This is a genomic window from Bradyrhizobium sp. USDA 372 (assembly GCF_053629095.1).
On record NZ_JBRJHR010000001.1, the window covers coordinates 6,932,586 to 6,944,885 of the forward strand.

Consider the following 12,300-nt stretch of genomic DNA (forward strand, 5'->3'; position numbering starts at 1 on the left):
CGATGCGCGCCGCTTTGGCCTTTCGGTTGTGGTCGTCCGCACGGGCCAGTCTCATCCTGGCTCTTATGCTGGCTTTGCTGATGGGAGGGAACGCCATGGCCGAGACCCTGAATTTCGACAACGCTCCCGCTGGAACGGCGCCGGCAGGCTGGACTCTCACGATGACAGGCAAGGGTGAACCGAAATGGACCGTCGAGGCGGAGCCCACAGCGCCGAGCAAGCCGAACGTCCTCAAGCAATCCGGACGCGCGACTTTTCCGGTCGCCATCAAGAGCGATAGCAACATCCGCAACGGCTTCGTTGAAGTGAAGTTCAAGGCGGTGTCCGGGTCCGAGGATCGCGCCGCGGGAATCATCTGGCGTGCCAAGGACGCCGACAATTATTACGTCGTCCGGGCAAACGCGCTGGAGGACAACGTGGTGCTCTACAAGACGATCAAGGGCATACGAAGTTCGCTGGAGATCGTCGGACGCAAGGGTGGCTACGGCGTCAACACGCCGGTGCCATCCGGGCAATGGCACGCGCTGCGTTGCGACTTCGCGGGAAATCGCTTCAAGGTGATGTTTGACGGAAAGCCATTATTCGAGGTGGAGGACGCCACCATCACGGACGCCGGCATGATCGGCCTGTGGACCAAGGCAGATAGCGTGACCTTGTTCGATGATCTGACATATGGTGAGACCAAATAGAAATTGTCCACCTCTGTCGGAGATGACCATGAGCTTTCGCCGTCTGTCGGTCGCGACGATTCTGCTGGCTGCGTTTGTCGGCCCAGTGCGGGCGGAAGAGACCCTCGTCGCCTACAAATCGCTGAGTCCGGAGCTGGCGCTGGATCTCGCGCGCGCCGCTTTGGATAGCTGCCGCAGCCGTGGATATCAGGTTGCCGTCGCCGTCGTCGATCGCTTCGGTATCACCCAAGTGATGCTGCGCGATCGCTTCGCTGGCTCTCACACGCCCTCGACGGCATCCGGCAAGGCGTGGACGGCGGCGTCGTTCAAAACCAGCACGACCGAACTGAACGCGATCAGCCAGCCCGGCATGATGCAGTCAGGCATTCGTAGTCTTCCCGGAGCCGTCATCATAGGCGGAGGGCTGATCGTCGAAGCCGGCGGTTCTCTGGTCGGAGCGGTCGGCGTCTCTGGCGCTCCGGGCGGTGACGCGGACGAAGCGTGCGCGAAAGCCGGGATCGAGGCCATTCGTGACAAGCTGGAGTTTTGAAGGGCGAAGGATTTCAGATCATCCGCTAAGTATACGTGTCCGTCTGCAACGCGATCGAGGCGCGTCGCCGGGCGCGGCGTCATTGATTGGCACGTCTCGCAATCCCGCTGGCGCCTTCTGCCGCTGCCAACGCTGTTCCTGAAATCTAGACACCTGCGAGACCAGCGAGCGGCCTAATCGCTCCTGCCCACCGCAGATCAAGGAACAGACCATGCAATCATTCCCGCTTTCCCGTCGATCCGCCATTTTCCTGCTGATGGCGACCCTGAACATCGGATTGATGCCGATGGCGCATGGCGAGGCGCCGGTGCCCGACGCGATCGTCGGGACCTGGGAGGCAGACGACGGCACTGTGAAGCTCGACATGTTCAAGGCCGGCGCAGAATTCCAGGCGCGCATGCTCTACGGCAACGAGATCGTCGAGGCGGACAACGTCACCTTCAAGAAGGACGCCAAGAACCCTGACCCCGCGCTGCGTTCGCGGTCGCTAAAGAACATCGTCTTCATCACGGGCTTGCACTGGGAAAATGGCGAGTGGAGCGGCGGCTCGATCTATGACGCCTCATCGGGACGCACCTACAACTGCAAGGCAGCCGTCAAGGACGGCAAGATGCATCTGCGAGGCTATCTCGGCCTGCCGGCGATGGGACAGACCCGCACATTCCACCGGGTTCGCGGGTAGGGCTTCCGCCAATATCGAGCCGTTCTACCGAAGCGCGGTCGCCCGGACCGCGCTTTTTTTCTTGCGAATACAGCGGTTTAAGTGATCGCCAGGATTGGCGGGTTGTGCAAGTCTATTGGCGCGCTTGGTCAGTCAATCCGTACCGAGGAGGCGGCAGGATAAGGATCGGAACGAAGAGAGGTTGACATGTTCGACAGATCGAAAAGAACGGCGCTCGTCACCGGAGCCTCCTCCGGCATGGGCAAGGAAATCGCACGGCGTCTGATCAAGGACGGCTTTCAGGTCTTCGTCGCCGCGCGGCACGTCGACAAGATGGATGACCTCGTCAAGCTCGGGGCGCGGTCCCTGCGCATGGACATATCGAGCGAGGCCGACATCCAGGCGGCGGTCGATGCCATCCTGCGCGAGGTGGACGGGGTCGATGTGCTCGTCAACAACGCCGGCTTCGGCCTATACGGTCCCGTCGAGGAGGTCGGCATCGACGAGGCGCGTTACCAGTTCGAGGTGAACCTGTTCGGCGCCGCCCGCCTGACGCAGCTCCTGCTGCCGAAGATGCGCGAGAAGCGCGCAGGCACGATCGTCAACATCACCTCGATGGGCGGCAAGATCTACACGCTCCTGGGCGCCTGGTACCACGCAACCAAGCATGCGCTGGAAGGCTGGTCCGACTGCCTGCGGCTTGAACTGGCGCCATTCGGCATCAAGGTCGTCGTCGTCGAGCCCGGCCTGATCGAGACGGGATTCGGCGATGTGGTCGCCAATGGCCTGCTCAAACGATCGGGTGAAGGCCCTTACGCCAAACTGACCCAGGCGGTCGCGAAATCGACCCGTGAAAGCCTATGGACAGGGACGCGGCACCAATCCGAGCGTCATCGCCGACATCGTGTCGAGGGCGGTGACGGAGCCGAAGCCGCGCACGCGCTACGTTGCAGGCAAATATGCGCTTCCCATGATCAAGATTCGCGAATGGTTCGGCGATCGCATGTTCGATCGCGTCATCATGAGCCAGATGCGCTAAGGTTCAGTCATGAGTGGAACGGCGGCGGACAGGTGCAAGATTCCCCGGGCCTTTTGGCAGGCCGTTGAACACATCGGCGTGCCGCCGGCCGTGCTGTTGCGGCAGGCGAAGCTGCCGGCGACCTTGCACCTGAACGATCAGGGGCAGGTCACCACGGTGCAATATTTTGCGCTCTGGCGAGCGCTGGAGGAGCTGAAGCCGGAGCCGGGGCTCGGCTTGATGCTGGTGCAGAGCGTCGAGACGGCGGTGCATCCGCCGTCGAGCCTCGCTGCGTTCTATGCAAGGGACTATCGCGATGGACTGAACCGCCTCGCGCGCTTCAAGCGGTTGTGCTCGCCCGAGCAGCTGCACGTCGACGATGGCAAGGACGAGTGCGTCGTCACGACGGAGTGGCCGTACGCAACCGAGTCGGAGCCCGCGATTTCGATCGACGTGACCTTCGCATCATTGGTCGAACTCGGGCGCCGCGGGACGGGACTGCATCTGACACCGAAGCGGGTGGAGCTTGTTCGTCCTCGCCCCAAGAACGACGTCCACCACAATTATTTCGAATGCCAAATCCGCTATGGCGCGGCGCGGAACCTGCTGGTCCTGAAATCCGCCGACCTCGATCGTCCGTTTTCCGGACACAACAAGGAGCTGCTCGAGATCCTGACGCCGGCCTTGGCGTCGGCCTTGGGCGAATTGGAAGCGCGCAGCTCCGTCAGGGAGCAGGTGAAGGTCGTCCTCAAGCGGAGCCTTGCGAGCGGGCGGCCGGAATTGTCAGACGTCGCGCGCGATCTCGGCTTGAGCGAGCGGACCCTTCAGCGCCGCATCACCGAGGAAGGTACGAGCTTCCGCGAGCTCCTCGTCGAGGCGCGTCAGGAGCTCGGGCGGCAGCTTCTGTCGGATCCGACGGCTGACATCGACGAGGTCGCCTGCCTTCTGGGTTATCAGGACGCAAGCTCGTTCTATCGCGCTTTCCGGTACTGGGAAGGCGTGACGCCGAGCCGCTGGCGCGAGCTGCACGGCAGCAAGATTCACTGACCGCTGCGGCGTCTTTTTGGCGTCTCCGGCAACTTCGTTGGCGCACCTCGCCAATGCCGATCCTGGCCGGCGAGGATAGGACTTGCCGAGTAAGCCCAACTCAATCGATCGAGGATATCGCATGTCTGGCAAAGTCTGGTTCATCACCGGGGCATCCCGCGGCTTTGGCCGCGTCTGGGCGGAGGCCGCCCTCAAGCGCGGCGACAACGTGGCTGCCACCGCCCGCGTTCTGGCTGACGTGGCCGATCTTTCGGAAGTCTACGGCGATGCCGTGCTGCCGATCGCCCTGGACGTGACCGATGCCCATGCGGTGCAGAATGCCGTGACCCGGGCTCACGCGCATTTCGGACGGCTGGACGTCGTGCTCAACAACGCCGGCTACGCGCTGGTCGGGGCGATCGAAGAGGCACACGAGGCCGATGTCCGTGCTGAGTTCGACACCAATTTCTTCGGCACCCTTCGCGTCATCCAGGCCGCGCTCCCCTTGCTGCGACGGCAGGGCAGCGGCCACATCATCGGCGTGTCCAGCGTTGCGGGCATCGTCGCCGGGCCCATCACCGGGTTCTACAACGCCTCGAAATTCGCGATCGAAGCTCTCCATGAAAGCCTGGCCCAGGAGGTCAAGGGTTTCGGGTTGAAAGTCACGCTGCTCGAGCCTGGCGCCTATGCGACGGGGTTCGCCAGCACGGCCTCGCTCAGGATCGCGCCCGTCATCAACGCCTACAGCAACACGCGGGCGGAGGTGTTTGCCGCCGGCGCCAAGCTGGATTTTGGTGAGCCGGAGGCGACGGCCGATGCGATCCTGAAGATCGTCGACGCCGAGAATCCGCCATTGCGGTTCTTTGTCGGAACCGAAGGTCTGCCGCGCGCCCGGGCCGCCTATGCCGATCGCCTCGCGATGTGGGAAGCGTGGGAACCCCTTTCCAGCGCGGCTCAGGGCGAGGCCCGGCAACACAACATCGCATCGTAGTCGCACCAGCCCTTTCCGGACAGGATCGCTCCCTTCGCCAGCGGGAAACAGAGGATCGCAATGAACGCGACCGCAGTTGCAGACTTCTTCCAGTTCTTCCGCTCGTACCTGTCCAACCCCTGGCAGGTCTCCGCCATCGCGCCATCGGGCCAGTCACTGGCGCGGCTGATGACGCAGGAGATCGTGCCCGGGACCGGGCCGGTGATCGAGCTCGGGCCGGGCACCGGGATCTTCACCAAGGCGTTGCTCCGGCACGGCGTCGCGGAGCGTGACCTGTTGCTGATCGAATACGGTTCGGATTTCGTCCGCCTGTTGCAGGAGCGCTTCCCGAGAGCGCGCGTGCTCTGGATGGATGCGCGCCAGCTAAGTCAGTACGAGCCGTTCATGGCGCCAGCCGCGGCCGTCGTCAGCGGCCTTCCGCTCCTGTCGATGTCGCCGCGCAAGGTGATCGCGATCCTGACGGGCGCCTTCCGCCACATGCAGGAGGGCGGCACGCTCTATCAGTTCACCTACGGACCGCGCTGCCCGGTGCCCCGGCCCATCCTCGACCGTCTCGGGCTGAAGGCAAGCCTGGTCGGGCGAACCGCGCTCAATATTCCGCCGGCATCGGTTTATCGCATCCGTCGGCGACGGCAGTTGCAATCGCAGGCCGGAACGCCTTATGCCTGAGGCCGTCTCACTCGTGCCGCCAGATTTTCACTGCCGAAACGACCAGGATCACAGCCAATCCCGGCAGAAGAATCGAATTCGGGACGATGCCGAGAAGCAGGCCGCCAATGAATGTGCCGGTGATGGATCCAATCGCCATTGCAAGCATGAACCGCCAATTCGCGCGCAGCACCGAAAAGCTCTGATCGCGACTATAGCGCGCAAATCCCACCAGCATTGTCGGCAGGCTCACCGCCAGTGAGAGGCTTCCTGCCAGCTTCACGTCCGCGCCGAACAACAGGATCAGGGTGGGGATCAGGAATTCGCCTCCGGCAACGCCGAGTAACGATGCCACGATCCCGATCATAAAGCCCGCTGCGATGCCCGCGACGATCAGGCTCGCGCCGGTCAGCGCCGGAGTGATCGCGGCCTCGTTGCCGTGTGCGAACAGAAGCATGCCCGCGATCACGAGCAGCAGGACGGCAATGATCCTGTACAGCGTCCCGGACTCGAGACGCGTCGCCCAGGACGCCCCGGCGTAGGCGCCGACAAGGCTGCCCGCCAGCAGGTTCAAGATGATCGGCCAATGGGCATGTATCTCGTCGAACGGAACGGCGCCTGCGCGAAACGGCAGCGCACTCGCCACCACGATCAGGCTCGTCGCCTTGTTGAGAACCACGGCTTCAAGGCCGCGAAACCTGAATAGACTGATGAGCAGCGGCAGCCGAAATTCCGCGCCACCAAGACCAATGAGGCCGCCCAGAGTGCCGATGATTGCGCCCGAGCCGAACGCGGCGGAATTGTTTCGCATGGACACGACAGAAAAATGCGCCAATGCGCAAAATCAAGCTTGCCCGTAATCCGTCGTGGCGGGGAGCTTCACACCTGCTTACGGCAGGGCGTGGGGCTGAGCTAAAGCGTAGTCCAGAATTTTGCGTGTTGCAAACGCGCATTGATTTGGCTTCAGAGAACCACTGTCGAAGCATGGCGCTCCGTGCTCCCCCAAATGAAAACACCCGCGACGGATGGCTCCGCGCGGGTGTGACGAACTCTCGATGATGCCAGTATGCCCCTGTTTTGCCCGACGAGTCAAAGAGCGGCGCACGCACGGCCAGCAGCCTCAACATCACCGATCCGAAGAGCGTAATGATTTCAACACCCCCGCTACTGTGCATGGGGTTGTTTTCGCACTTTTGTTCTAGCTCGCCGAAACGGCCGCGCTCACCGCCGTCCGCGCGGCGCCTCGGCCTTGGCTGGCGGCTCGGTCTGCGGAGCGCAGGTCGCAGCCTGAAGCGAGCCTTGCGCCTGCTGCATCAGGCCGGGCTCGGGGGCGAGCGCCTTCATCAGGATCAGGCCGGTCGTGGTTGGGGAATCGATGATCAGGCGGTCGGCCGCGGTGACCTCTTCGTCCTCCGGCAGCTCGTTGTGCTGCGCCTCCGTCATCAGGTCGAGCTCGATCACCTTGCGGCCCGCCGAGCGGTCGTTGATGGCGTAATAGGCGATCTCGTTGCGGGTGTAGAACGATACCGAGGTGTAGGCCTGGCTCACCGGCACCGTCAGCTTGATCGGCCCGCCCGACAGGTCGTAGCGGCAGATCGCCAGCGCGAAGGCCGGATCCATGAACGGCATCGGCGAATTGTTGGGATCGGCGAGGGGAAGCTGGGTGACGGCGTTCACCCTGGTCATCGGCGTCAGCCGCGAATAGGCATCCTGGGTGGCGATCCGCGGCAGCGCCAGCACGCTGACGAGATGGACCACGAGGCCCAGCACCACGCCGGCAACGATGGTGAAGACGAGCCGGATCATGAGCAGCCCACCGTTGTGATGCTCGGCATCGGCGCATCGCGTTGGGTGCGCGTCGCAACGCCGACCGGCGTGTCGTAGAGACGCAGCATCAATGCGTAACGCTCGATGCCGCCGGTCGGCAGCCAGTTGCCGGCGCGCGAGCGCGAGGCGATCCGGATCTCGAACGAGCCGTCGGACGAGCGCACGATCTCCTGGCTGGTGAAGCCGTAGCGCTGCAGCGAGTTGGCGACGAGGTGGCCCTTGCGGTCGTACAGCGTCAGCGTCCAGAACCGCGCCGGCGGCGTCACGCCGGACACGATCACGTCGCAGCGGCCGTCGAGCGCCTTCTTCTTGTCGTCAGTGGTGGCGGTGAAGGCGACGCCGTCGCCGGTGCCGATCGGCAGCTCGCCGTTGCGGACGATGGTGGCGCGCGAATAGGGGTCGACGTCGGCGGTGCCGGTGCGCGGCCGCGCGGTCCAGGCGCCGATGGTCAGCGCGCCGATCTCGGTGCCGCGCGTCGTGGTCATCCACGTCGCGCCGACGCCGACGACTGTCGCAAGAAGAAGCGCCGTCAATGTGATCAGGATCAGCCGCACGGGTTTCGATCAGTTCTTGCGCGGGGCGGAGGTGTTGGCGTTCTCTTCCGCATAATTCTGCGGGAAGGCGAGCGCGCTCGTCGACGAGGACGGCTTGCCGTCATTTGCCGTCGACTTGTTCGCAGCCTTGGCCGCATCATCCAGCAGCTTCTCGACGCGCACCAGGATGTCGGCACCGCGCTTGGTCAGCACCGGCGGCGGACCGGGCTTGGTCTCCAGCACCTTCGGCGCCGCACTGGCGTGCGCGGCCATCGGCTGCGGCGGCAGCTTCTGGCCCATGCCGATGCCGGGGATCTCACGGACCTCGACGCCCTGATGCGCGGCGAGCATGATGTCGTGCCAGGTCTGCGCCGGCAGCGAGCCGCCGGTCATGCGGTTGGTCGGCGAGTAATCGTCGTTGCCGTACCACACTGCGCAGGTGAAATTGCCGGTGTAACCGACGAACCAGGCGTCGCGATACGCATTGGTCGTGCCGGTCTTGCCCGCGGTCGGAATGCCGTCCAGCGCGGCGCGCCGCGCGGTGCCTTCGCTGACGACGTGGCTCATCATGCCGGCCATGTCGGCGGCGACGGAGGCGGGGATCGCCTGCCGCGGCTTCGGTCCGTCGCGGTCCCAGCGCCAGACCAGGTCGCCGGCGCCGGTGCGCACTTCGAGCACCGAATGCGGCGTCACCGCCTTGCCGCGGTTGGGGAAGGTCGCGTAGGCCACCGCATGCTCGAGCACGGTGACTTCGTCCGAGCCGATCGGCAGCGAGGGCGTGTCGGGCAGCGGCGCCTTGAGGCCGAAGCGGCGCGCGACCTCGACGATCTTGGCGCGGCCGACCTTGGCCGGGTTCGGCGCCTTCGGCTCGCTCTTCCGGCCAATCTCGATCGACAGCTTCACCGGCACGACGTTGATCGAGCGGGTGATCGCCTGCGTCAGCGTCACCGAGCCGGAATAAGAATGGCCATAGTTCTGCGGGCACCAATTGCCGATGCAGACCGGACCGTCGACCACGACCGAGTTCGGCGTGTAGCCGTTCAAAAGCGCCGTGGTGTAGACGTAGGGCTTGAACGAGGAGCCGGGCTGGCGGTAGGCGTCGGTGGCGCGGTTGAATTGGCTGGCGCCGTAGTCGCGGCCGCCGACCATGGCGCGGATGCCGCCGTCGAGATCGGCGACGACGGTCGCCGCCTGCGTCGCGTGATAGTCGCGGCCGAACTGGCGCAGCTGGTTCTCGACCGCGTCTTCCGCCGCCTTCTGCACGTTGGTGTCGATGGCGGTGCGGACGACGAAGACGCGCTCGGTGTAGGACTTCGGGAAGGTGTCGACCAGCTTGCGCATCTCGTCGAAGGCGTAGTCGAGATAATAGTTCGGCGAGGCCTCGTCGCGGCGGTCGACTGCGAAGGCCGGGTTGCGGCGGGCGCCGAACACCTGGCCCTCGGTCATGAAGCCGGCATCGACGAGGTTATCGAGCACGACGTTGGCGCGGGCGCGGGCGGCGGGCAGGTTGATGTGCGGGGCATACTTCGTCGGCGCCTTGAACAGGCCGGCGAGCATCGCCGCTTCCGCCAGCGTCACGTCGCGTGCGGACTTGTTGAAGTAGAAATGCGCCGCGCCGTCGACGCCGAAAGTGCCGCCGCCCATATAGGCGCGGTCGAGATAGAGCTTGAGGATCTCGTTCTTGGTCAGGCGCCATTCCAGCCAGATCGCGAGGAAGGCCTCGTTGACCTTGCGCTCGATGGTGCGCTCGTTGCTCAGGAACAGGTTCTTGGCGAGCTGCTGGGTGATCGAGGAGCCGCCCTGGCGCACGCCGCCGGCTTGCGCGTTGGTGACGAGCGCGCGCGCGGTGCCGGCGATGTCGATGCCGAAATGCTCGTAGAAGCGGCGGTCCTCGGTCGCCAGCGTCGCCTTGATCAGCACGTCCGGAAAGTCTTCCAGCGGAATCGAATCGTTGTGCTTGATGCCGCGGCTGCCGATCGGGTTGCCGTAGCGGTCGAGGAAGCTCACGGCGAGGTCGGACTTCTTCAGCCAGTCCTCGTCCGCGGTCTCGCGGAACGCGGGAATGGCGAGGGTGAGCATCACGACCAGGCCGCCGAGCCCGAGGGTTGCGGCCTCCGACAGCGGCTCGATGAACACCCAGCGCTTCCACCGCCCGACATAGAAGCGGTCCATGAAGGTCGAGTAGCGCTCGTAGAGTTCGCGGATGCCCTTGGCCGAGGAGAACAGCGAGGAGTCGATGCGCGCATCGAGATCCAGGAAGAAATTCCGGATCCTCTGTTTCCAATGCGGTGGTATGATCTGGCGCACCTAGAACCCTTGAGGCTTGCTTCGAAAGCGTTCAAGCACCCGGCCGGGGCGGCCTCGAGACGTCTTGCGGGAATGTTGCGGCAAACCCGAGGCGCCCGGCCAGCATCCGAGGGACTTGCTGTTCCTTCTAGCCGAGCGGGCCCCATAAACCAATGGTCACGCTCGCGATTTTGAACAACAGGCCTAATTGACCCCGGTTCATTACGGGCCTCAAAGGGGCCTCGCTTGCACCCTTGCCGCGGCGCGCCCTAGATGGCGTTGCCGTAGCTCTTTCGAACCGTTGTTGAGGCGCATGACCGCAGCTCCCAAACGACCTTCCGGACAGGAAGGATTCTTCTGGAAAACCAAGACGTTGGAACAGATGTCGGGGGCCGAATGGGAAAGCCTGTGCGACGGCTGCGGCCGCTGCTGCCTGAACAAGCTCGAGGACGAGGACACCGGGCAGATCTACTTCACCCATATCGGCTGCAAGCTGCTCGATGGGATGAGCTGCGCCTGCAAGGACTATCCGAATCGCTCCGACAAGGTTCCGGACTGCGTCCGCCTGACCTCGGCCAATGTCCGCACCCTGAACTGGCTGCCGCCGAGCTGCGGCTACAAGCTCGTCGCCGAAGGGCGCGACCTCTATTGGTGGCATCCGCTGGTTTCGGGTGACCCCAACACCGTGCACGAAGCCGGCGTCTCCGTGCGCGGCCGCGTCGAGGGCAGCGAGGAGGAGGTCCCGGACGAGAAGCTCGAGGACCACATCGTGCACTGGCCGGCGACCTTGCCGAAACGGGCGCGTCTGAAGAAGCGACCTTGAACGGCTGTGCGTAGAGGTCGCACGGAGATACGCTTCACATTCACGGGTTGAGGTGATATTCTGGTTGTAGATTTTGATCTGGATATACTTAGGTTGTTTGAATGATTGAGGTACCCTAGAATTTTTGGGGGTCCGATGAATACTGATCCGGTTGATCCGATACCGACGGACGACGAGAACAAGCCAATAGAACCAACCACTGCGCTTTGCCTTTCCGGCGGAGGATATCGCGCGATGGTGTTTCATATCGGCGTCCTGTGGCGGCTGTACGAAACGGGACTGCTGCAGAACATCGAGCGCATATCGAGCGTTTCCGGTGGGTCGATCACTGCTGGCATGTTGGCGCTGGCGTGGCCCGAGCTCAGCTTCAAACCTGGCAGCATCAACAGCGATTTCATTCCGAAATTTGTCGCGCCGTTGCGCACCTTCGCAGGCGTCACGATCGATGCCGAGTCGGTGATCCTGGGGGCGCTGTTGCCAGGCAGCATCGGTGATCGTATCGCCGAGGCGTACGACGATCACCTGTTTCACGGCAAGACACTGCAGGACATGCCTGACGGGCCGCGCTTCGTAATCAATGCAACGAACGTGCAATCAGGCGCGCTCTGGCGTTTCATGAAGCCTTATATGCGCGACTACCGCGTCGGCGAGGTGAAGAATCCCAAAATTCCGCTGGCGCAAGCCGTAGCGGCTTCCTCCGCTTTTCCCCCGGTCCTCTCTCCATTCGAATTGCGTCTCAAGGACAGCGATTTCGTGCCCGGTACGGGACTCGACCTGCAGCGGCCTCCATTTACCACGCGCGTCGTTCTCAGCGATGGCGGCGTCTACGACAATCTCGGCCTTGAGACGGCATGGAAGCGCCACCAGACGGTTCTGGTCAGCGATGCCGGCGGCAAGATAGAGGCTGAAGAGCAACCGGAGACGGATTGGCCCCGGCATTCCTACCGCGTCCTCAATCTGATCGACAATCAGGTGCGTTCGCTGCGCAAGCGGCAGGTCATCGACTCCTTCAAGTCGGGAACGCGCAAGGGCGCCTATTGGGGCATCCGCACCGACATCGCGGACTACGGGCTGGCCGATGCTCTGCCGTGTCCTTTCGAGCGTACGTTGCAGCTTGCGGAGGTGCCGACACGTCTGAAACGGCTGGACGCGACGACGCAGGAAAGATTGATCAATTGGGGCTACGCCGTGTGTGATGCGGCCCTGCGCAAGCATGTTGCGGCGGTCAGGCCAGCGCCTGCCTTTCCCTATCCGCAGTCCGGTGTCTGA

General features: G+C 63.7%; 12 protein-coding genes and 1 pseudogene. 9 read left to right on the forward strand and 4 right to left on the reverse strand.

Features of this window, described 5'->3' with window-relative positions; translation table 11 throughout:
- Positions 1-95: 95 nt before the first annotated feature.
- From AB7M16_RS32375 to AB7M16_RS32405, 7 genes and pseudogenes are all read left to right on the forward strand, one after another.
- Entirely contained in the window at positions 96-689 is a 594-nt protein-coding gene (locus AB7M16_RS32375; RefSeq protein ID WP_453946453.1) for a family 16 glycoside hydrolase, read from the forward strand.
- A 28-nt stretch (positions 690-717) separates the two neighbouring features.
- Positions 718-1,218, forward strand: coding sequence for a GlcG/HbpS family heme-binding protein (locus AB7M16_RS32380; RefSeq protein WP_453946454.1), 501 nt, complete (start codon positions 718-720; stop codon positions 1,216-1,218).
- A gap of 211 nt (positions 1,219-1,429) precedes the next feature.
- Positions 1,430-1,900 carry a DUF2147 domain-containing protein gene (locus tag AB7M16_RS32385; RefSeq protein ID WP_453946455.1) on the forward strand — a complete coding sequence of 157 codons (471 nt, stop codon included), beginning with the start codon at positions 1,430-1,432 and terminating at the stop codon, positions 1,898-1,900.
- 186 nt (positions 1,901-2,086) lie between these two features.
- Positions 2,087-2,918, forward strand: a pseudogene (locus tag AB7M16_RS32390) (oxidoreductase).
- 9 nt (positions 2,919-2,927) lie between these two features.
- Positions 2,928-3,944, forward strand: coding sequence for an AraC family transcriptional regulator ligand-binding domain-containing protein (locus AB7M16_RS32395; RefSeq protein WP_453946456.1), 1,017 nt, complete (start codon positions 2,928-2,930; stop codon positions 3,942-3,944).
- 121 nt (positions 3,945-4,065) lie between these two features.
- Complete coding sequence (locus AB7M16_RS32400) at positions 4,066-4,914, forward strand: SDR family NAD(P)-dependent oxidoreductase (RefSeq protein WP_172784214.1); 849 nt, start codon at positions 4,066-4,068, stop codon at positions 4,912-4,914.
- A gap of 60 nt (positions 4,915-4,974) precedes the next feature.
- Positions 4,975-5,583, forward strand: a complete 609-nt coding sequence (locus AB7M16_RS32405; RefSeq protein WP_260382929.1) for a class I SAM-dependent methyltransferase — start codon at positions 4,975-4,977, stop codon at positions 5,581-5,583.
- A 7-nt stretch (positions 5,584-5,590) separates the two neighbouring features.
- Here AB7M16_RS32405 and AB7M16_RS32410 read toward each other — a convergent pair whose 3' ends face one another.
- The 4 genes from AB7M16_RS32410 to AB7M16_RS32425 form a co-directional block, all read right to left on the reverse strand.
- Positions 5,591-6,373: a sulfite exporter TauE/SafE family protein gene (locus AB7M16_RS32410; RefSeq protein ID WP_453947288.1), complete on the reverse strand. Its 783-nt coding sequence runs from the start codon at positions 6,371-6,373 to the stop codon at positions 5,591-5,593.
- Between the two features lie 410 nt (positions 6,374-6,783).
- Positions 6,784-7,368 carry a DUF1254 domain-containing protein gene (locus tag AB7M16_RS32415; RefSeq protein WP_172784216.1) on the reverse strand — a complete coding sequence of 195 codons (585 nt, stop codon included), beginning with the start codon at positions 7,366-7,368 and terminating at the stop codon, positions 6,784-6,786.
- Positions 7,365-7,943, reverse strand: coding sequence for a DUF1214 domain-containing protein (locus AB7M16_RS32420; protein ID WP_172784217.1), 579 nt, complete (start codon positions 7,941-7,943; stop codon positions 7,365-7,367). Before AB7M16_RS32420 ends, AB7M16_RS32415 begins: the two co-directional genes overlap by 4 nt.
- A gap of 9 nt (positions 7,944-7,952) precedes the next feature.
- Positions 7,953-10,229 (reverse strand): transglycosylase domain-containing protein, encoded by a 2,277-nt coding sequence (locus AB7M16_RS32425; RefSeq protein ID WP_453946457.1) that lies wholly within the window; start codon positions 10,227-10,229, stop codon positions 7,953-7,955.
- A gap of 292 nt (positions 10,230-10,521) precedes the next feature.
- Here AB7M16_RS32425 and AB7M16_RS32430 point away from each other — a divergent pair, with 292 nt between their 5' ends.
- Entirely contained in the window at positions 10,522-11,031 is a 510-nt protein-coding gene (locus AB7M16_RS32430) for a YcgN family cysteine cluster protein (protein WP_453946458.1), read from the forward strand.
- Positions 11,032-11,166: 135 nt separating this feature from the next.
- A complete protein-coding gene (locus AB7M16_RS32435) occupies positions 11,167-12,300 on the forward strand; it encodes a patatin-like phospholipase family protein (RefSeq protein WP_453946459.1) in 1,134 nt (377 codons plus the stop codon).

Bases quoted from the DNA above. Each gene is read 5' to 3' on its own strand.
- AB7M16_RS32415 (WP_172784216.1), bottom strand. From the start codon at position 7,368: ATGATCCGGCTCGTCTTCACCATCGTTGCCGGCGTGGTGCTGGGCCTC.
- AB7M16_RS32410 (WP_453947288.1), bottom strand. From the start codon at position 6,373: ATGCGAAACAATTCCGCCGCGTTCGGCTCGGGCGCAATCATCGGCACT.
- AB7M16_RS32430 (WP_453946458.1), top strand. From the start codon at position 10,522: ATGACCGCAGCTCCCAAACGACCTTCCGGACAGGAAGGATTCTTCTGG.
- AB7M16_RS32400 (WP_172784214.1), top strand. From the start codon at position 4,066: ATGTCTGGCAAAGTCTGGTTCATCACCGGGGCATCCCGCGGCTTTGGC.
- AB7M16_RS32385 (WP_453946455.1), top strand. From the start codon at position 1,430: ATGCAATCATTCCCGCTTTCCCGTCGATCCGCCATTTTCCTGCTGATG.
- AB7M16_RS32380 (WP_453946454.1), top strand. From the start codon at position 718: ATGAGCTTTCGCCGTCTGTCGGTCGCGACGATTCTGCTGGCTGCGTTT.
- AB7M16_RS32435 (WP_453946459.1), top strand. From the start codon at position 11,167: ATGAATACTGATCCGGTTGATCCGATACCGACGGACGACGAGAACAAG.
- AB7M16_RS32395 (WP_453946456.1), top strand. From the start codon at position 2,928: ATGAGTGGAACGGCGGCGGACAGGTGCAAGATTCCCCGGGCCTTTTGG.
- AB7M16_RS32375 (WP_453946453.1), top strand. From the start codon at position 96: ATGGCCGAGACCCTGAATTTCGACAACGCTCCCGCTGGAACGGCGCCG.
- AB7M16_RS32405 (WP_260382929.1), top strand. From the start codon at position 4,975: ATGAACGCGACCGCAGTTGCAGACTTCTTCCAGTTCTTCCGCTCGTAC.